Raw genomic sequence first — 18456 nt, 5'->3', positions numbered from 1 at the left:
CCATAGAGCGTTGGAACCACCTGATCCCATCCCGAACTCAGTAGTGAAACGACGCATCGCCGATGGTAGTGTGGAGTTTCTCCATGTGAGAGTAGGTCATCGTCAAGCTCCTATCCCAAGACCCCTGGTCAGCTTCGCTGGCCGGGGGTTTTGCTTTTGCGCCTGAAAAAGGACTCCACCCGACATGGAAACGTTGATCTCAACCCTCATTCTGCTGGGCGTTCTGAGTCTCAGCGTCGGCCAGTTGCTTGCCTTCTTCCTGTTGCTCTCGCGAGCGGGGCCAACCGCGCTGCTTGCATTGATCATCCCCGGCTTTGGCTTCTTCCTCGGTCGCCGCCACGGCATCTATAAGTGGCTCCTGCTGCCGTATCTGGTGTGCATGGGGTGCTTCACCTCCGCCATGATCATGGCCGGGTGAATCCCACCAAGAGTCTGCGAACAGCGCGCGCAGGAGCAGGTTGGTTTAACAGAAGGCGCTCTAGGACAGCTATTTCAGCGTGATTTCTCCTATTCGGGAGGCGCTATTCTTGCTGTTACAAAACCTCTTCAGCAGCGCTGATGGCATTTCATCCAACTGTCATATTCGCGTCATAGAGTCTTCATGCGGCCTGACGATACTGGCCCCCGTTCCATCCAACCCCATTCTCCTCAAGGAGCAAGGCATGAAACTCAAGCGTTTGATGGCGGCCCTGACTTTTGTCGCCGCAGGCGTAGGCACCGCCAGTGCGGTGGCCGCGATCGATCCGGCTCTGCCGGACTACCAGAAAGCCAGCGGTGTGTCGGGTAACCTGTCGAGCGTCGGTTCCGACACGCTGGCCAACCTGATGACCATGTGGGCGGAAGAGTACAAGCGCCTGTACCCGAACGTGAACGTGCAGATCCAGGCCGCCGGCTCCTCCACCGCGCCGCCGGCTCTGACCGAAGGCACCGCCAACCTGGGCCCGATGAGCCGCAAGATGAAGGACGTCGAGCTGCAGGCTTTCGAGCAGAAGTACGGCTACAAGCCGACTGCTGTTCCGGTGGCCGTGGACGCCCTGGCGATCTTCGTGCACAAGGATAACCCCATCAAAGGCCTGACCATGCAACAGGTCGACGCCATCTTCTCCTCCACCCGTCTGTGCGGCGGCAAGTCGGAAGTGAAGACCTGGGGTGACCTGGGCCTGACCGGCGACTGGGCCAACAAGCCCGTGCAGCTGTTCGGTCGTAACTCCGTATCCGGCACCTACGGTTACTTCAAGGAAGAAGCCCTGTGCAAAGGCGACTACAAACCGAACGTGAACGAGCAGCCGGGTTCGGCTTCCGTGGTGCAGTCGGTCAGCCAGTCCCTGAACGGCGTTGGCTACTCCGGTATCGGTTACAAGACCGCTAGCGTGAAGACCGTTGCCCTGGCCAAGAAAGAAGGCGGCGAATTCATCGAGGACAACGAGGCGAATGCCCTGAACGGCACCTACCCGCTGTCGCGCTTCCTCTACGTCTACGTCAACAAGGCGCCGAACAAGCCGCTGAACCCGCTGGAAGCACAGTTCCTGAAGATGGTGCTGTCCAAGACTGGCCAGCAGGTTGTCGTGAAAGACGGCTACATCCCGCTGCCGTCCAAAGTCGCCGAAAAAGCGATCAAGGACCTGGGTCTGTAATCAGCCTTCAAACCGGGCGGAGATCCCCGCCCGGCATGGGCTGACGCTTACTCGACCGAGCCCGCCAGCATGGCTCTGCTGGTGGGCTTTGTCGCGTCACTTCCATGTCATCTTTCTGTCATACAGAGCCGCTAGGGTGTCACCCCATGAACGACATGGCCAACTCCCCGATGACTTCTTCTCTCCCCGAGCGGATCGATTTCAATACGCCTGCCCTGCAGCGCAAGCGCCGTATCCGAGCGCTCAAGGATCGACTGACCCGTTGGTACGTCCTGGTCGGCGGTCTCGCCGTGCTGGCTGCCATTACCCTGATTTTCTTCTACCTTGCCTACGTCGTGCTGCCGCTGTTCCGCGGCGCCGAACTGGAGACGCGTGATCCCCTGGCTCCGGCCTGGCTGAAGACGGCCCAGGCGCCGCTCCTGCTGAGCATCGAAGAGCAGAACATGGTGGGCATGCGTGTCGCCGCGAACGGCGAGGTGATGTTCTTCGACGCCAAGAAAGGTGACGAGATGGATCGCGTTGCGCTCAAGCTGCCTGCCGGTACCAGCGTCACCTCCATCGCCGAGGACCAACCGGGACATCCGACCGTTGCGCTGGGCCTGTCCAATGGTCAGGTGCTGGTGTTCAAGCACAACTACAAGGTTACCTACCCGGACAACAAGAAGACCATCACCCCGCAGATCGACTATCCCTATGGCGAAGCTCCGATGAACCTGGATCCCCAGGGCCGTCCGCTGGAGCACGTGGCGATCGTCTCGGGTGATGACAGCCTGTTGCTGGCCGCGTCCACCGGCAGCGAGATGCTCCTGCTCGGCCTGACCCAGCAGGAAAACATGCTGACCGGCGAAAGCACCCTGCAGGAAGAGCGCATCAACCTGCCGCAAATCGCCGACCCGGTGAAAGCCATCTACATGGACCCGCGCAAGCAGTGGCTCTATGTGCTCAATGGCCGTGCCCAGGCCGACGTCTTCAACCTGAATACCCACCAGCTCAACGGCCGCTACAAGCTGCTGGATGACGCCTCCGCCGAAGTGACTGCCAGCAGCCAGCTGCTGGGTGGCATCTCGCTGATGGTCGGCGACTCCAAGGGCGGCATCGGCCAGTGGTTCATGGCTCGTGATGAAGATGGCGAGCCGCGCCTGTCTCACGTACGTGACTTCAAGCTGGGCGACCAGCCGATCTCCAGCATCGCCCCGGAGCAGCGCCGCAAGGGCTTCCTGGCCCTCGACAAGCAAGGCAACCTGGGTATCTTCCACAGCACCGCGCACCGCACGCTGTTGGTGGAGAACGTCGCTCCGTCCGCCGGCCCGATGGCCCTGTCGCCGCGCGCCAACCGTCTGATCGTCGAGCAGGGTGGCGAACTGCGCCGCTTCAGCCTGAGCAACCCGCACCCGGAAGTGTCCTGGAGTGCGCTGTGGGGCAAGGTCTGGTACGAGAGCTACGACAAGCCGTCCTACGTCTGGCAGTCCACTGCCGCGACCACCGACTTCGAGCCCAAGCTGAGCCTGTCGCCGCTGACCTTCGGTACCCTGAAGGCCGCCTTCTACGCGATGATTCTCGCCGCGCCGCTGGCCATCGCCGCTGCCGTCTACACCGCTTACTTCATGGCGCCGGGCATGCGCCGCAAGGTCAAGCCGGTGATCGAGTTGATGGAAGCGTTGCCGACCGTGATCCTCGGCTTCTTCGCCGGCCTGTTCCTCGCGCCCTACGTCGAAGGCCACCTGCCGGGCATCTTCAGCCTGCTGCTGCTCACGCCTTTGGGCATCCTCGCCGCCGGCCTGATCTGGAGCCGACTGCCCGAGCGCATCCGCCTGAGCCTGCCGGCCGGCTGGGAAGCAGCGATCCTGATCCCCGTGGTCCTCGCCACCGGCGCCTTCGCCCTGTGGATGAGCCCGCACCTGGAGACGCTGTTCTTCGGCGGCGACATGCGCCTGTGGATCAGCCACGACCTGGGCATCACCTACGACCAGCGCAACGCCCTGGTAGTTGGCCTGGCCATGGGCTTCGCGGTGATTCCGAACATCTTCTCCATCGCCGAAGACGCCATCTTCAGCGTGCCGCGCAGCCTGACCTACGGCTCCCTGGCCCTGGGCGCCACGCCCTGGCAGACGCTGACCCGCGTGGTGATCCTGACCGCCAGCCCGGGCATCTTCTCCGCGCTGATGATCGGCATGGGCCGCGCCGTGGGCGAGACGATGATCGTGCTGATGGCCACCGGCAACACCCCGGTCATGGATGTGAACATCTTCCAGGGCATGCGCACGCTGGCGGCGAACGTCGCGGTGGAAATGCCCGAGTCGGAGGTGGGCGGCACTCACTACCGCGTGCTGTTCCTTTCGGCACTGGTACTGCTGACCTTCACCTTCGTGATGAACACCCTGGCAGAGCTGATCCGTCAGCGCCTGCGCAAGAAATACGCGTCGCTCTAAGCGCCGCCCGACGAGGCTAGTTCCGTGAAACAGAAACAGGAATCCGTCAAAGCGTGGTTTGCCAGCGGTTCTCCCTGGGTGTGGATGAACGCGGGTGCGGTGTCCATCGCCGTGATCATGACCATCGGCCTGCTCGCCGTGATCGCCGTGCGCGGTCTTGGCCACTTCTGGCCGGCGGACGTGATCGAGGCGACGTACAGCGTCCCCGGTGAAGCCCCCAAGACCCTGATCGGCGAAGAAGTGCAGATCGAACAGGTGCCGCGTGCGCGCCTGCGCGGCGCCGGCCTGCCGGTGCCGGACAACGGCCCGGAGTTCATGACCCGCGAACTGCTCAAGCTGGGTAACCGCGACCTGTATGGCAGCGACTTCTCCTGGGTGATCGGCGAGTGGCTGACCGACCGTCACCACCCCGCCGAGCTGGTGACCCTGGAGCGCCGCGAGTGGGGCAACTTCTATGGCTACCTGCTGAGCGTGAAAGAAAACGGCAAGGTGGTCGCCGAAGGTCCGGGCGCCATGGCCGAGCTGCAGACCCGTCTCAAGCGCGTCGATGAGCTCTACACCAAGCTGTATCAGCTGGAGAAGAAGGACATCGGCGGCATCAACCACGGCCTGGAGCGCCTACGCCTGAAAGAGCGCGGCTTGCAGCTGAACAACAAGCTGGACGCCACTGCCGAGGCTGACATCGCCGCTGGCCGCGCCGAGCTGAACGCCCAGTACAAGGTGCTGGAAGAACAGCTCAACGGCCTGCACCAGGAGTTCAACCGCGACAGCATCGTCATGCGCGATGCCACCGGGCAGCAGACCGAAATCAGCGTCGGCAAGCTGGTGCATGCCTATCAGCCGAACCAGATGGGCGTCGCGACCAAGCTGAGCTTCTACTTCAAGAAACTATGGGAATTCCTCAGCGACGACCCGCGTGAAGCCAACACCGAGGGCGGTATCTTCCCGGCCATCTTCGGCACCGTGATGATGACCCTGGTGATGGCCGTGATCGTCACCCCGTTCGGCGTGATCGCCGCGGTCTACCTGCGTGAGTACGCTCGCCAGGGCCTGCTGACCCGGATCATCCGCATCGCGGTGAACAACCTCGCGGGCGTTCCGGCGATCGTCTACGGCGTGTTCGGCCTGGGCTTCTTCGTCTACGTGCTGGGCGGTTCCCTCGACCGGATGTTCTTCCCCGAAGCGTTGCCGGCGCCGACCTTCGGCACGCCGGGGCTGTTCTGGGCCTCGCTGACCCTGGCCATCCTCGCGGTGCCAGTGGTAATCGTGGCCACCGAGGAAGGCCTGGCGCGCATCCCGCGGGCCACCCGTGAGGGCTCGCTGGCACTGGGCGCGACCAAGGCCGAGACTCTGTGGAAGGTGGTCCTGCCGATGGCCAGCCCGGCGATGATGACCGGCCTGATTCTCGCCGTGGCCCGCGCCGCCGGCGAAGTGGCGCCGCTGATGCTGGTGGGTGTGGTGAAGCTGGCTCCGGCGCTGCCGGTGGACGGCAACTACCCCTACGTGCACCTGGACCAGAAGATCATGCACCTGGGCTTCCACATCTATGACGTCGGCTTCCAGAGCCCCAACGTCGAGGCTGCACGCCCACTGGTATACGCCACCGCGCTGCTGCTGGTGATGGTGATCGCCCTGCTGAACTTCTCGGCCATCGCCATTCGTAACCGCCTGCGCGAAAAGTACAAGGCGCTGGAAAACTGATTCTGCAGGCGGCGGGCAAGGCCCGCCGCCAAGCCTCCCAAGGAGACTGGATATGCAACATGAAACCGCAACCCATGGCATCGACATCGGCGCACTCGGCCGTGGCGATCGCCAGGGCATGAACCTGGAAAGCGAGACCGTCGCTCTGGAAGTACCCGGCCTGAGCCTGTTCTACGGCGAGAAACAGGCGCTGTTCGACGTCAGCATGAACATCCCCAAGCAGCGCGTGACCGCCTTCATCGGCCCTTCCGGCTGCGGCAAGTCCACCCTGCTGCGCTGCTTCAACCGCATGAACGATCTGGTCGACGGCTGCAACGTGAAGGGCGAGATCCGCCTGGACGGCCATAACATCTTCGCCAAGAACGTCGATGTCGCCGAGCTGCGCCGCCGCGTCGGCATGGTGTTCCAGAAGCCCAACCCGTTCCCCAAGAGCATCTACGAGAACGTGGTGTACGGCCTGCGCATCCAGGGCATCAACAAGAAGCGCGTGCTCGACGAGGCCGTCGAGTGGGCGCTCAAGGGCGCGGCGCTGTGGGACGAGGTGAAGGACCGCTTGCACGAGTCCGCCCTTGGCCTTTCCGGCGGCCAGCAGCAGCGCCTGGTCATCGCCCGTACCATCGCCGTGGAGCCGGAAGTCCTGTTGCTCGACGAACCCTGCTCGGCGCTGGACCCGATCTCCACCCTGAAGATCGAAGAGCTGATCTACGAACTGAAATCCAAGTTCACCATCGTCATCGTCACCCACAACATGCAGCAGGCCGCGCGCGTCTCCGACTACACGGCGTTCATGTACATGGGCAAGCTGATCGAGTTCGGCGACACCGATACCCTGTTCACCAACCCGGCCAAGAAGCAGACGGAAGACTACATCACCGGTCGTTATGGTTAAGCGCTGCGCGCCAGCTTCAAGCCGCAAGCTACAAGCGGCAAGAACACCAGGAAACGACTGACTTGAAGCTTGCAGCTTGCAGCTTGCAGCTATTTCGCGGAGCGAAAGCATGATCAACAAAGAAAGCCTCACCCACCATATCTCGCAGCAGTTCAACGCCGAGCTGGAAGATGTGCGCAGCCATCTGCTGGCCATGGGTGGCCTGGTGGAGAAGCAGGTCAACGATGCGGTCAACGCGCTGATCGACGCCGATTCCGGCCTGGCCCAGCAGGTGCGCGAGATCGACGACCAGATCAACCAGATGGAGCGCAACATCGACGAGGAATGCCTGCGCATCCTCGCCCGCCGCCAGCCGGCCGCCTCCGACCTGCGCCTGATCATCAGCATCTCCAAGTCGGTGATTGATCTGGAACGCATCGGTGACGAAGCTTCGAAGATCGCTCGTCGCGCCATCCAGTTGTGCGAGGAAGGCGAGTCGCCGCGCGGCTACGTCGAGGTACGCCACATTGGCAACCAAGTGCGCAAGATGGTGCAGGAGGCGCTGGACGCCTTCGCCCGCTTCGATGCCGACCTTGCGCTGTCGGTGGCGCAGTACGACAAGACCGTCGACCGCGAATACAAGACCGCCCTGCGCGAGCTGGTCACCTACATGATGGAAGACCCGCGCGCCATCTCCCGCGTGCTCAACGTCATCTGGGCCCTGCGTTCGCTGGAGCGCATCGGCGACCATGCGCGCAATATCGCCGAGCTGGTGATCTACCTGGTGCGTGGCACCGACGTGCGCCACCTGGGCCTGACCCGCATGAAGGAAGAAGTGCAGGGCACCGCTGGCAAGGCAGACAAGGCCGAATAAGCCGGACGCCCGTGCCAGAACGAACCCGGCCACCGCGCCGGGTTCGTCATTTTATGGCCGAGCGGTCCCTCACCAATGGCATGTAGCCACCCGGCAAGGCTATTCTTCGCCCTATCGTTTTCGGGAGATGCCGATGGGCAAAGTCAGTGTGCTGGTGGTGGATGACGCTCCGTTCATCCGTGACCTGGTGAAGAAGGGGCTACGGGACCATTTCCCTGGCCTGCAGATCGAAGAGGCGGTCAACGGCCGCAAGGCTCAGCAGTTCCTTGCGCGCCAAGCGGTCGACCTGATCCTCTGCGACTGGGAAATGCCCGAGCTCTCCGGTATCGAGTTGCTCACCTGGTGCCGCGAGCAGGACAGCCTGAAGACCACGCCCTTCATCATGGTCACCAGCCGTGGCGACAAGGACAATGTGGTGCAGGCGATCCAGGCCGGCGTCTCCGACTTCATCGGCAAGCCGTTCTCCAACGATCAGCTGGTGAGCAAGGTGAAGAAGGCGCTGTCGCGCGCCGGCAAGCTGGAGGCCCTGGCGGCGCAGGCACCGCAGCGCAGCCTGGTTGGCTCGCTGCCCAACGACTCCCTCGCGGCCCTTACCGGAGGCAAGGCCGAAGTCGTTCGCCCGGCGGCGGCACCCGCTGCACCAAGTCCGGCTGCTGCGGCGCCGACAGCAGCTGCCCCCGCCGCGCGCAGCGGCGCCAAGGGCCAGCAGGGGCAACTGCGGCTGCCATCGGCGAACCTGCCCTGCGTCATCAAGGCGTTGAGCCTCAAGGAGGCGCTGTTGGTGGTGAAGCGCGTAACGCCGCTGCCACAGGTACTGGAAAGCGCCGTACTGGACCTGGAGGAAGACAGCGATGTCGCTCGCCTCAACGGCTACCTGCATGCCGTGGCGGCGCTGGAGCCCAAGCCGGACAGCGAGTGGCTGCAGCTGACCTTCCGCTTCGTCGACCGTGACCCGCAGAAACTCGACTACCTGTCGCGCCTGATCGCCCGAGGCAGCACCCAGAAGCACTACGTGCCCGGAGCCTGATCCGGCTACAAATGCGCCGACCGGCGGGTAGTACTGCTTCACAGGCCGACCGGCGGCAGGTCGCGACGCAGGAGCGACGCTGCTAGTCTTGCCACCGTCGCCATACCTATAACCAGAGTCGACATGCTAGGGCGCAGTATCCTCCTGTGCGGTCTATTGGCCGCCTCCGGGACGGCTTCGGCCGTGACCATCTACAAGTACACCGACGCCAACGGCGTGGTCACCTACACGGACAAGGCCGTGCCGGGTGCGGCCGTCTTCGTCTTCCGCGATCGCATGGTCGAGCACCTGGAACAGCAGGTGAAGTTGGAGACCAGGAAGCACGCCGGCGGCGAAACGCTGCAGGTGCGCAACGACCTGTACGCGCCGGTGGAAGTGGAGCTGAGCGTGACCGGTGCGCAGAACGCCGTTGGGGTTCCGAAGCAGCCGATTCGCTGGGTGCTGCCGCCGCGCAGTTCGATCCGCCTGGCCACCCTCAGCGCGCTGGATCCCAACCAGCCGCTGCGCTTCAAGCCCAAGCTGCGCTACGCGCTGGGTGATCCGCGGCCGGTACCGCTGTCCTATCAGTACGCGCTGCCGTGGGTGGGCGGCCCGTTCCGCCTGACCCAGGGTGCCAACGGCCGCTACAGCCATTTCACGCCCAAGGGCCGCTACGCCATGGATATCGCCATGCCGGTGGGCACGCCGATCGTCGCGGCACGCGGCGGCATGGTAGTGAAGATCGAGAACGGGCAGAACGGGCGCGGCAAGAACCCCTCGGGCAACTTCGTGCGCATCCTCCACGATGACGGCACCATGGGCGTCTACCTGCACCTGATGCAGGGCTCGGTGCTGGTTCGCGAGGGGCAGCGCGTAGCTACCGGCTCGCCGCTGGCCAAATCGGGCAATACCGGCAACAGCAGCGGCCCGCACTTGCATTTCGTGGTGCAGCGCAACGTCGGGCTGGATCTGGTCTCGATTCCCTACGACTTTGCCCAGCCAGTCGATACGCTACCCAATTTCGCGGTGGTCAGAGAGCACTGACGGCCACTCCCTGCAGGAGCGATCCTGCTCGCGAGCAGAATTGCCAGCAGCGCCGGCGCCGGGCAAGCTCGCTCTTACGAACAGACAAAAAAGGCTGCCCTGGGGCAGCCTTGTTCATTTCCGCGCAGGAGAATCAATCCAGCTTCACCACCTTGGCGAGGACGATCCTCGGGCCTTTCATCTTCTTCACGATGATGCGCAGGCCTTCGGTATCCAGCACTTCCTCTTCTTCCGGCACGCGCTTGAGCGTGTCGTAGACCAGGCCGGCGAGGGTATCGGCCTCGATGTGATCCAGGTCGATGCCCAGCAGGCGCTCCAGCTTGAACAGCGGGGTATCGCCACGCACCAGCAGTTTGCCGGGCTGGTAGGCAACGATGCCGCGCTCGGCCTTGCGGTGTTCGTCCTGGATATCGCCGACCAGCACTTCCAGCACGTCCTCCATGGTCAGATAGCCGACCACCTTGTGATCGGCTTCCTCCACCAGCGCGAAGTGCGAGCCGCCCTGGCGGAACTGCTCCAGCAGACGCGCCAGCGGCAAGTGCTTGGTGACCATTTCCAGCGGATGAGTCAGCTCATCGAGATCGAAGGACTCCGGCAGGCTATCCAGCGTGGCCAGGGCCAGCAGCAGATCCTTGATGTGCAGCAGGCCGATGAACTCGTTCTTCTCGCTGTCGTACACCGGGTAGCGGCTGTACTTGTGGCGGCGAATGGTGGCGAGGATGTCATCCAGCGGCGCAGTGCGCTCAAGGTAGACCAGGTCCTCGCGGGAGTTGGCCCAGTCGGCCACTTCCAGCTCGCCCAGCTCCACCGCCGAGGCCAATACGCGCATGCCCTGGTCGCTGGGGTCGTGGGCGCGGCTGGAGTGCAGGATCAGCTTGAGCTCATCGCGGCTGTAGTGGTGTTCGTGATGCGGCCCCGGCTCGCCTTGTCCGGCAATCTTCAGGATGGCGTTGGCGCTGGCGTTGAGCAGCCAGATCGCCGGGTACATCGCCCAGTAGAACAGGTACAGCGGTACCGCCGTCCACAGCGACAGCAGCTCCGGCTTGCGGATCGCCCAGGACTTGGGCGCGAGCTCGCCGACCACGATGTGCAGGTAGGAAATGATGAAGAACGCAGTGAAGAACGACACGCCGCGGATGACTTCCTCGGAGTGCACGCCGACGGCGGCCAGCAGCGGCTCGAGCAGCTCGGCGAAGGCCGGCTCGCCGACCCAGCCCAGGCCAAGGGAGGCCAGGGTGATGCCCAGCTGGCAGGCGGAAAGGTAGGCGTCGAGCTGGTTGTGCACCTTGCGCAGGATGGTACCGCGCCAGCCGTGCTGGTTGGCGATGGTCTCCACGCGGGTGGAGCGCAGCTTGACCATGGCGAACTCGGCGGCCACGAAGAAGCCGTTGAGCACGACGAGGAACAGGGCGAACAGGATCAGGCCGAAATCGGCGAAATAGGTGAGGAAGTTGCTACTAGGGGAAGGGTCCATGGTTCTGTTGGATTAAGAATGGACGGACAAGAATGCGGTTCGTGGGGCCTGGCTGGCAAGCCCGTCTATACCAGAGTCGAAGTCGGGCACCGTTATGCGCGGCTCTCCACCTGCTGCGTCGGGAAGTGGCAGGTGAAACTGCTGCCCTTGCCCGACACGCTGCTGATGTCCAGGGTGCCGCGGTGGCGCAGCAACACGTGCTTGACGATGGCCAGGCCCAGGCCGGTGCCGCCGGTACTGGCGTTGCGGCTGGAGTCGACGCGGTAGAAGCGCTCGGTCAGGCGTGGCAGGTGCTTGGGATCGATGCCGATGCCGCTGTCCTGCACGGCCAGGTGCGCGCCTTGTTCGTCCGCCCACCAGCGAATGCGGATCTCGCCCTCGTCGGGGGTGTACTTCACCGCGTTGAACACCAGGTTGGAGAAGGCGCTGCGCAGTTCGGCCTCGCTGCCCTTGAGCTTCACCTTCGAATCCGCCTCCAGGCTGATGCGATGGTTGCGCGCGCCAGACAGCGCCTGGGCGTCGTTGCGGATCGACAGCAGCATCAGGTCCACTGCCACCGGCTTGTTGTCCGCCGGGTAGTCGGTGGCCTCCAGCTTGGCCAGCAGGAGCAGGTCGTTGAGCAGGTTCTGCATGCGCCCGGCCTGCTGCTGCATCTGCTGCAGCGCGCGGGTCCAGCGCGGGTTCACGTCCTCGACGTTGTCCAGCAGCGTCTCCAGGTAGCCGGCGATCACTGTCAGCGGCGTACGCAGTTCGTGGGAGACGTTGGCGACGAAGTCCTTGCGCATCTGTTCCAGCTGATGGACACGGGTCACGTCGCGCACCAGCATCAGGTGTTCGCCGGCGCCGTACAGGGTGATGTGGAACTGCAGGCGCAGGTTGTCGCTGATCGGCGAGGAAAGCTCCAGCGGCTCGCGGTAATCCTCGCCTTCGAAGTATTCCTTGAAGCGCGGGTGGCGCACCAGGTTGGTCACCGGCTGGCCGCCGTCCTGCGGGCTCTTGAGGCCCAGCAGGCGCTCGGCGGACTGGTTCCACCATTCCAGGTTGCCATCGCGGTCGAGCAGGATCATGCCGTCGCGCAGGGCTGCCGTGGATTCCTGCATGCGATCGATCACCGCCTGCAGGCGCCCACGGGCCCGCTGGTTGCGCCGCTGCAGGTGGTAGATGCTGTCGAATACCTCGCCCCACAGGCCGTAGCCATCGGGCGGGGCCTCATCGGGCTGGTGATGCTTCAGCCACTTGTGCAGGCGCAGCAGTTGCCAGGTCGACCAACCGAGGTAGGCGCCCAGCGCCACGGCGATGGCCCAGCCGTACTGGCCGGTGATCAGGCCGAGTAGCGAGCCGGCGGCCACCACCAACAGCAGGTGGCGTATCAGCACGCCTCTCCAGTTCTGGGTCACGAAATTCCGTTCCTTGTACCCGTCAGACGAGAAGTCGGGTCAGCTCTTGGTCGAGAAACGATACCCGGTGCCGCGCACGGTCTGAACCAGATTTTCGTAGACCTCGCCCAGGGCCTTGCGCAGACGACGGATGTGCACGTCGACGGTGCGTTCCTCGACGTAGACGTTGCCGCCCCAGACCTGGTCCAGCAGTTGGCCGCGGGTGTAGGCGCGTTCCTGGTGGGTCATGAAGAACTGCAGCAGGCGGTATTCGGTCGGGCCCATCTCGGCGGGCTTGCCGTCGATGGTCACGCGGTGGCTGATCGGGTCCAGCAGCAGGCCGCCGACCTCGATCGGCGTTTCGCTGTCACCGGCGCCGGTACGACGCAGTACGGCCTTCAAACGGGCCACCAGTTCGCGCGGGGAGAACGGCTTGGTGATGTAGTCGTCGGCGCCGACTTCCAGGCCCTGGATCTTGTTGTCCTCTTCACCCTTGGCGGTGAGCATGATGATCGGGATGGCCGAGGTCAGCTCGTCGCGCTTGAGCCGGCGGGCCAGTTCGATGCCCGAGGTGCCCGGCAGCATCCAGTCGAGCAGGATCAGGTCCGGTTTGCGATCGACGATCACCGCGTGAGCCGTCTGGGCGCTGTCGGCCTCCAGACATTCGTAGCCGGCCATCTCCAGGGCCACGGCGATCATTTCCCGGATCGGAGCTTCGTCATCGACGATGAGGATTGTCTTGCCAACCATGCTGAGGCCTCAGAATTTCTGTAATGCGCCGCATTAGATAACGGAAATATTTCATGAATGTGACACGCCGATGGTAGCCGAGCCTGGTCGCAGCACGCTCGTCTATGCTGATCGAGTCGCCGCGCGATGCTTGCGCGGCACACGGAACGCACCGGCCCGGTCGGCGGTGTGCCCGGCAGGCGAGCCTGCCGGAGTCTTGCGATGACGGTAGTGAGTGCGTTGTCGACGTCGCCTGGCCGGCCCTGCCTGCATTCCCGCCTGCCTTTGCGCCGATGCTCGCGCCGTTTCCACCTCACCAGAGGAGAAGCGCTCATGAAACTGCTATTCCCGGCCCTGGCACTGGGCCTGATGCTGCCCGCGATGTCCGCCCTGGCCGCCGGACCCGGCATGGAGAAGAACGGCATGCTGGTCGATGCCAAGGGCATGACGCTCTACACCTTCGACAAGGACAGCGGCGGCAAGTCGATGTGCAACGGCGGCTGCGCGCAGAACTGGCCTCCGCTGATGGCCGCTGCGGATGACAGCGCCATGGGTGACTGGACGCTGATCAAGCGTGACGACGGCAGCGCCCAGTGGGCCTACAAGGGCAAGCCGCTGTACACCTTCGTGCAGGACAAGCAGGCCGGCGACATGGCCGGTGAGGGCAAGATGGGCGTCTGGCACATGGCCAAACCGTAGCGTCTCTTTGTAGGAGCGAGCTTGCTCGCGAACTGCTCCGCTGCGGGGGCGATTCGCGAGCAAGCTCGCTCCTACAGGGTTTGTATCAGCGCAGGGCGAAATCCAGCACGGTGCCGAGGAAGATCGCCAGCCCCGCCCAGTGGTTGTGCAGGAAGGCCTTGAAGCACTTCATCGGCTCGCGGTCGCGGGTCGAATGGAACTGCCAGGCGAAGCAGCCCGCCGCCACGGCCAGGCCCAGGTAGTAATACAGGTGCATCGCCAGCTTGTTGCCGGCCAGGATCAGCAGCAGGAGCATCAGGCCCTGCAGGCTCAGGTTGATCACCCGGTCGGCATCGCCGAAGAGGATCGCCGTGGACTTCATGCCCATCTTCAGGTCGTCCTCGCGGTCGGTCATCGCGTAGTAGGTGTCATACGCGACCGTCCACAGCACGTTGGCGAAGAACAGCAGCCAGGCCACCGCCGGCAGGGTGCCGCTGGCCGCGGTGAAGGCCATCGGGATGCCCCAGGAGAAGGCCGCGCCCAGTACCACCTGCGGGTAGTAGGTGTAGCGCTTCATGAACGGGTAGAGCGCCGCGATGGCCGCGCCTCCGAAGGACAGCCAGATGGTCTGCGCGTTGGTGCACAGCACCAGCAGGAAGCTCAAGCCCAGCAGCACGAAGAAGGCGATCCAGGCTTCGCGCACGGTGATCCTGCCGGTTGCGAGCGGGCGCAACTGGGTGCGTTCCACGTGGCCATCGAGCTTGCGGTCGGCGAAGTCATTGATCACGCAGCCGGCCATGCGCATCAGCACGGTGCCGAGGACGAAGATCACCAGGTTCTTCACGCTCGGCACGCCGCCGCTGGCCATCCACAGCGCCCACAGCGTCGGCCAGAGCAGCAGGTAGATGCCGATCGGCTTGTCCATGCGCGTCAGCTGGATGAAGTCCCAGGCGCGGGGATGCAGGCGGGCGAGGGGTTTGATCAGGGCGACGAACATGGCGGCCTCCGGAAAACGATCCGGGAATTATACGGGCTGTTGTTCCACGCGTTGCCACAGTGTCGGCAGGAATACTTCGGCAACCAGCACGCCCAGGCCATCGCGGCTGAAGCAGGAGCGGCGCCCCCACAGGCGTTCGGCGCGGACCTCGGCGGGCAGGCTGGCGGCAGGATAGCGGCACACTTCGATGGGCCCGCGCAGGAAGGCGCGGTCACTGAACAGCAGTTCGCCCAGAGAGCGCGTGCCGAGCAGGCGCAGGTCGAAGCCCGAACCCTCCAGCGCCGAGCGCGCAGCGACGCTGCGGGCGAATACCCAGGGCGTGCCGTGGCCCTTCAGGTACACCTCGCGCACCCAGCCCTGGCCGCCATCCGGCACGCCCAGCGCAGCGCACTCATCGGTGCGCAGGCGATGCCAGCCCTCGGCCAGCGGCTGCACGGCGAAGGCTCCGTCGGACAGCGCGGTAAGACGGCGCGTCAGCGAACCTTCGTCGAACAGCCAGTCCACCACCTGGGCGGCGGGGGCAGGGTGCAATTGGGCGGCGGTGAGCCAGCGAGGCGGGTGGATCAGGGCGGCTTCGGGCACGGGTTCGACTGCGGTTGGCCAGGGACGCGGCAGCTTAACATGGCGGCTTTGCGGCTCCGATTGCGTTGTCTGCAACAGTGCCTTGCGCAAAACCCCACCAAAGGTTTGGCCGGCTACCCGCATTTTTCCAGGGGCTTGCGCCACAAGCCCATCGCCAGTAAAAAGCCGAACTTTGGATGCACTGACGTCCAAGCGACAAGAACATGAGGGTGATAGCTGATGAAGAAGTGGCAGTGCGTGGTTTGTGGCCTGATCTATGACGAAACCAAGGGCTGGCCGGAAGAGGGCATCGCCGCCGGTACCCGTTGGGAAGATGTGCCGGAAGACTGGCTATGCCCGGATTGCGGCGTCGGCAAGCTGGATTTCGAGATGATCGAGATCGGCTGATCCACGGCCAATGGAATCCCCGCGACGGCGGCCTTCGGGCCGCCGTCTGCGTTTGTGCGGCCAGCAGGCCTCAGCCGTGCGCGGTAGACTGGGCGGACGCCGGGTTGGCCTTGCTGACGCAGCTCGGCGGCACGGGCGCCGTTGGCCGGCGCCGCCAAAGTGGGTTAGGTTCACTTCGCAATCGCAGGAGGGCTTGGCTGATGCGCAAATGGCAATGCGTGGTCTGTGGCTTCATCTACGACGAGGCGCTGGGGTTGCCCGAGGAGGGCATAGCTCCCGGCACGCCATGGGAAGACATCCCGGCGGATTGGGTCTGCCCGGATTGCGGTGTCGGCAAGATCGATTTCGAAATGATCGAAATTTCCTGAACCCTGCCGAGATAACGAATCAACGCGGCGGCCCGATGGCCGCCGCGCCGTCTTTACGAAGTGCCGTCTTTTGGATATGGAGAGAGCAATGAGCGAAAACGCACCGCTGGTGATCATCGGCACCGGCCTGGCCGGTTACAACCTGGCTCGCGAGTGGCGCAAGCTGGACAGCGAGACGCCGCTGCTGCTGATCACTGCCGATGACGGCCGCTCCTACTCCAAGCCGATGCTCTCCACCGGCTTCTCCAAGGATAAGGACGCTGACGGTCTGGCGATGGCCGGGGCCGGCGCCATGGCCGACCAGCTCAAGGCGCGCATCCTCACCCACACCCGTGTCACCGGCATCGATCCGGGCCATCGGCGCATCTGGATCGGCGAAGAGCAAGTCCAGTACCGCGACCTGGTGCTGGCCTGGGGCGCCGAAACCATCCGCGTGCCGGTCGAGGGCGATGCCCAGGAGCTGATTTTCCCGATCAACGATCTCGAGGACTACGCGCGCTTCCGCGCTGCCGCCGCCGGCAAGCGCCGCGTGTTGCTGCTGGGCGCCGGCCTGATCGGCTGCGAATTCGCCAACGACCTGTCCAGCGGCGGCTACCAGCTCGACGTGGTGGCGCCGTGCGAGCAGGTCATGCCCGGCCTGCTCCACCCGGCTGCCGCCCAGGCAGTGCAGCAGGGGCTGGAAGGCCTCGGCGTGCGCTTCCACCTCGGCCCGGTGCTGAACAGCCTGGTGCGCGCGGGAGATGGCCTGGAGGCTCATCTTTCCGATGGCCAGGTGATCCCCTGCGACCTGGTGGTTTCTGCCGTGGGCCTGCGCCCGCGCGTCGATCTGGCCGCCGCCGCCGGCCTGGATATCAACCGTGGCGTGATGGTCAATCGCGAGCTGCGCACCTCCCACGCCAATATCTACGCCCTGGGCGACTGCGCCGAGGTCGATGGCCTCAACCTGCTGTACGTGATGCCGCTGATGTCCTGTGCCCGCGCGCTGGCCCAGACCCTGGCCGGCAAGCCGACGCCGGTGACCTACGGTGCCATGCCCGTGACGGTGAAGACGCCGGTGTGCCCGCTGGTGGTGTCGCCGCCTCCGCGCGGAAGCGAGGGCGAATGGCAGGTGGAAGGCTCTGGCCCGGACCTCAAGGTCCTGTGCCGGGATACCGCCGGTCGATTGCTCGGTTACGCCCTTACCGGCGCCGCCGTGAGTGAAAAACTCTCTTTGAACAAGGAGTTGCCGGCCCTGTTGGCGTGACAGGCGCCGTCTATGGCGTTTTTGCCTTGGGAAACTGCTCGCAAATTGTCAGACGATACTGGCGTACCAGCTTTCGGCGTGCCATTCTCCCCCCGTCTGCCGCAGCCTAGAGCCTGTACGGCAAGGCTGCGGTGCCTTGGGCGCTGTTGGGAAGACAGCACGGACACAACAACAACAAACCGTCAAAGAGGCATTTATGCGTAAACCAGAACTCGCCGCCGCGATCGCCGAGAAGGCCGACCTCACCAAAGAACAAGCCAACAAGGTGCTGAACGCGCTGCTGGATGAAATCACTGGCGCGCTCAACCGCAAGGACAGCGTTACCCTTGTCGGTTTCGGTACCTTCGTTCAGCGCCACCGTGGCGCCCGTACCGGCAAGAACCCGCAGACCGGCCAACCGGTCAAGATCAAAGCCAGCAATACCGTTGCCTTCAAACCGGGCAAGGCGCTCAAAGACGCAGTCAACTGATCGTCTCAAGCCCGGAGCCAGTGCGGCTCCGGGTTGCTTCCTGCGGTTACATAATCCCTCCAAAAGACCGGATGTAGTCCGTTTTGAAACTGGCTACAATGCGCAGACTTTTGTCTCGAACGTCGAGGTTTGTGCATGAAATTCCGTCTTCTCCTGTGGATGCTCGGTCGCCTGATGGCCAAGGCCAGCCGCGAAAACCCGGCATTCCAGAAGCAGCTCGAAGGCAAGGACCTGGTGTTCCAGCTCCACACCCTCGACGGCAAGGTCGCCCGCCACTACATCGTCAAGGACCTCAAGGTCAGTGCCCGCCGCGGCACGCACCCCAGCCCTGCCTTCGCGCTCGGTTTCAAGGACGGCGCCTACGGCTTCGCCACCATGACCTCGAAGAACCCGCAGTTGGCGTTCATGCAGGGCATCCAGAACAAGGACATCCAGATCCAGGGCAACCCCGGCCTGGTGATCTGGTTCCAGGGCCTGGTGAAGTACCTGAAACCGAAGAAGAAGGCCGCACCGGCGAGCGACAAGAAAGCCGCCTGAGGCGCTTTCTTGCGGACAGAAAAAGGCCCCGGATGGGGCCTTTTGCATTGGCGCCGGCTT

General features: G+C 64.1%; 19 protein-coding genes and 1 rRNA gene. 15 read left to right on the top strand and 5 right to left on the bottom strand.

Annotation, left to right across the window (positions count from 1 at the left end; all coding sequences use genetic code 11):
- From rrf to GJV37_RS29370, 9 genes are all read left to right on the top strand, one after another.
- Nucleotides 1–108: ribosomal RNA gene (rrf, locus tag GJV37_RS29410) — 5S ribosomal RNA — on the top strand; the annotation flags it as partial.
- 76 nt (nt 109–184) lie between these two features.
- A complete protein-coding gene (locus tag GJV37_RS29405; RefSeq protein ID WP_170859083.1) occupies nt 185–418 on the top strand; it encodes a hypothetical protein in 234 nt (77 codons plus the stop codon).
- Between the two features lie 244 nt (nt 419–662).
- The gene (gene pstS / locus GJV37_RS29400; protein WP_024762034.1) at nt 663–1634 is read left to right on the top strand and encodes a phosphate ABC transporter substrate-binding protein PstS; all 972 of its coding nucleotides are present in this window, start codon (nt 663–665) and stop codon (nt 1632–1634) included.
- A gap of 395 nt (nt 1635–2029) precedes the next feature.
- Entirely contained in the window at nt 2030–4063 is a 2034-nt protein-coding gene (locus GJV37_RS29395; RefSeq protein ID WP_193453270.1) for an ABC transporter permease subunit, read from the top strand.
- A gap of 24 nt (nt 4064–4087) precedes the next feature.
- Nucleotides 4088–5764, top strand: a complete 1677-nt coding sequence (gene pstA, locus GJV37_RS29390; RefSeq protein WP_024762036.1) for a phosphate ABC transporter permease PstA — start codon at nt 4088–4090, stop codon at nt 5762–5764.
- A gap of 52 nt (nt 5765–5816) precedes the next feature.
- The gene (gene pstB, locus GJV37_RS29385) at nt 5817–6653 is read left to right on the top strand and encodes a phosphate ABC transporter ATP-binding protein PstB (protein WP_024762037.1); all 837 of its coding nucleotides are present in this window, start codon (nt 5817–5819) and stop codon (nt 6651–6653) included.
- Between the two features lie 109 nt (nt 6654–6762).
- Nucleotides 6763–7506, top strand: a complete 744-nt coding sequence (phoU, locus tag GJV37_RS29380) for a phosphate signaling complex protein PhoU (protein ID WP_037011757.1) — start codon at nt 6763–6765, stop codon at nt 7504–7506.
- A 133-nt stretch (nt 7507–7639) separates the two neighbouring features.
- Nucleotides 7640–8533, top strand: coding sequence for a response regulator (locus GJV37_RS29375; protein WP_193453265.1), 894 nt, complete (start codon nt 7640–7642; stop codon nt 8531–8533).
- Nucleotides 8534–8656: 123 nt separating this feature from the next.
- The gene (locus tag GJV37_RS29370; protein WP_193453264.1) at nt 8657–9556 is read left to right on the top strand and encodes a peptidoglycan DD-metalloendopeptidase family protein; all 900 of its coding nucleotides are present in this window, start codon (nt 8657–8659) and stop codon (nt 9554–9556) included.
- A gap of 133 nt (nt 9557–9689) precedes the next feature.
- Here the strand turns inward: GJV37_RS29370 and GJV37_RS29365 are convergent, their stop codons facing one another.
- The 3 genes from GJV37_RS29365 to phoB form a co-directional block, all read right to left on the bottom strand.
- Nucleotides 9690–11030, bottom strand: coding sequence for a hemolysin family protein (locus GJV37_RS29365; protein WP_038803560.1), 1341 nt, complete (start codon nt 11028–11030; stop codon nt 9690–9692).
- A 92-nt stretch (nt 11031–11122) separates the two neighbouring features.
- Entirely contained in the window at nt 11123–12427 is a 1305-nt protein-coding gene (gene phoR, locus GJV37_RS29360) for a phosphate regulon sensor histidine kinase PhoR (RefSeq protein WP_193453263.1), read from the bottom strand.
- A 39-nt stretch (nt 12428–12466) separates the two neighbouring features.
- Nucleotides 12467–13156 carry a phosphate regulon transcriptional regulator PhoB gene (phoB, locus tag GJV37_RS29355; protein ID WP_024762043.1) on the bottom strand — a complete coding sequence of 230 codons (690 nt, stop codon included), beginning with the start codon at nt 13154–13156 and terminating at the stop codon, nt 12467–12469.
- Nucleotides 13157–13468: 312 nt separating this feature from the next.
- Between phoB and GJV37_RS29350 the strand changes: the two genes are divergently transcribed.
- Complete coding sequence (locus tag GJV37_RS29350; RefSeq protein WP_193453262.1) at nt 13469–13834, top strand: COG4315 family predicted lipoprotein; 366 nt, start codon at nt 13469–13471, stop codon at nt 13832–13834.
- 85 nt (nt 13835–13919) lie between these two features.
- Here the strand turns inward: GJV37_RS29350 and ubiA are convergent, their stop codons facing one another.
- A complete protein-coding gene (gene ubiA / locus GJV37_RS29345) occupies nt 13920–14810 on the bottom strand; it encodes a 4-hydroxybenzoate octaprenyltransferase (RefSeq protein WP_024762045.1) in 891 nt (296 codons plus the stop codon).
- Nucleotides 14811–14837: 27 nt separating this feature from the next.
- The gene (locus tag GJV37_RS29340) at nt 14838–15377 is read right to left on the bottom strand and encodes a chorismate lyase (RefSeq protein ID WP_089285858.1); all 540 of its coding nucleotides are present in this window, start codon (nt 15375–15377) and stop codon (nt 14838–14840) included.
- 234 nt (nt 15378–15611) lie between these two features.
- Here GJV37_RS29340 and GJV37_RS29335 point away from each other — a divergent pair, with 234 nt between their 5' ends.
- The 5 genes from GJV37_RS29335 (at nt 15612) to GJV37_RS29315 (ending at nt 18396) form a co-directional block, all read left to right on the top strand.
- Complete coding sequence (locus tag GJV37_RS29335; RefSeq protein WP_015479573.1) at nt 15612–15779, top strand: rubredoxin; 168 nt, start codon at nt 15612–15614, stop codon at nt 15777–15779.
- Nucleotides 15780–15979: 200 nt separating this feature from the next.
- Nucleotides 15980–16147 carry a rubredoxin gene (locus tag GJV37_RS29330; RefSeq protein WP_024762047.1) on the top strand — a complete coding sequence of 56 codons (168 nt, stop codon included), beginning with the start codon at nt 15980–15982 and terminating at the stop codon, nt 16145–16147.
- 88 nt (nt 16148–16235) lie between these two features.
- The gene (locus GJV37_RS29325) at nt 16236–17390 is read left to right on the top strand and encodes an NAD(P)/FAD-dependent oxidoreductase (protein WP_170859081.1); all 1155 of its coding nucleotides are present in this window, start codon (nt 16236–16238) and stop codon (nt 17388–17390) included.
- Nucleotides 17391–17586: 196 nt separating this feature from the next.
- A complete protein-coding gene (locus GJV37_RS29320) occupies nt 17587–17859 on the top strand; it encodes an HU family DNA-binding protein (RefSeq protein ID WP_017520695.1) in 273 nt (90 codons plus the stop codon).
- Nucleotides 17860–17994: 135 nt separating this feature from the next.
- On the top strand, nt 17995–18396 hold the full coding sequence (locus GJV37_RS29315) for a hypothetical protein (RefSeq protein WP_024762049.1): 402 nt from the start codon (nt 17995–17997) through the stop codon (nt 18394–18396).
- The last annotated feature ends 60 nt before the right edge of the window (nt 18397–18456 follow it).

It is taken from the genome of Pseudomonas nitroreducens, assembly GCF_010994165.1.
GTDB lineage: Bacteria > Pseudomonadota > Gammaproteobacteria > Pseudomonadales > Pseudomonadaceae > Pseudomonas > Pseudomonas nitroreducens.
The sequence above is the reverse complement of the archived record's forward strand: the minus strand, read 5'-3'. Positions and strand labels throughout refer to the sequence as shown.

Bases quoted from the DNA above. Each gene is read 5' to 3' on its own strand.
- GJV37_RS29335 (WP_015479573.1), top strand. From the start codon at position 15,612: ATGAAGAAGTGGCAGTGCGTGGTTTGTGGCCTGATCTATGACGAAACC.
- GJV37_RS29325 (WP_170859081.1), top strand. From the start codon at position 16,236: ATGAGCGAAAACGCACCGCTGGTGATCATCGGCACCGGCCTGGCCGGT.
- GJV37_RS29375 (WP_193453265.1), top strand. From the start codon at position 7,640: ATGGGCAAAGTCAGTGTGCTGGTGGTGGATGACGCTCCGTTCATCCGT.
- pstS (WP_024762034.1), top strand. From the start codon at position 663: ATGAAACTCAAGCGTTTGATGGCGGCCCTGACTTTTGTCGCCGCAGGC.
- pstB (WP_024762037.1), top strand. From the start codon at position 5,817: ATGCAACATGAAACCGCAACCCATGGCATCGACATCGGCGCACTCGGC.
- GJV37_RS29370 (WP_193453264.1), top strand. From the start codon at position 8,657: ATGCTAGGGCGCAGTATCCTCCTGTGCGGTCTATTGGCCGCCTCCGGG.
- ubiA (WP_024762045.1), bottom strand. From the start codon at position 14,810: ATGTTCGTCGCCCTGATCAAACCCCTCGCCCGCCTGCATCCCCGCGCC.
- phoU (WP_037011757.1), top strand. From the start codon at position 6,763: ATGATCAACAAAGAAAGCCTCACCCACCATATCTCGCAGCAGTTCAAC.
- GJV37_RS29365 (WP_038803560.1), bottom strand. From the start codon at position 11,030: ATGGACCCTTCCCCTAGTAGCAACTTCCTCACCTATTTCGCCGATTTC.
- phoB (WP_024762043.1), bottom strand. From the start codon at position 13,156: ATGGTTGGCAAGACAATCCTCATCGTCGATGACGAAGCTCCGATCCGG.
- GJV37_RS29405 (WP_170859083.1), top strand. From the start codon at position 185: ATGGAAACGTTGATCTCAACCCTCATTCTGCTGGGCGTTCTGAGTCTC.
- GJV37_RS29320 (WP_017520695.1), top strand. From the start codon at position 17,587: ATGCGTAAACCAGAACTCGCCGCCGCGATCGCCGAGAAGGCCGACCTC.
- GJV37_RS29330 (WP_024762047.1), top strand. From the start codon at position 15,980: ATGCGCAAATGGCAATGCGTGGTCTGTGGCTTCATCTACGACGAGGCG.
- GJV37_RS29315 (WP_024762049.1), top strand. From the start codon at position 17,995: ATGAAATTCCGTCTTCTCCTGTGGATGCTCGGTCGCCTGATGGCCAAG.
- GJV37_RS29350 (WP_193453262.1), top strand. From the start codon at position 13,469: ATGAAACTGCTATTCCCGGCCCTGGCACTGGGCCTGATGCTGCCCGCG.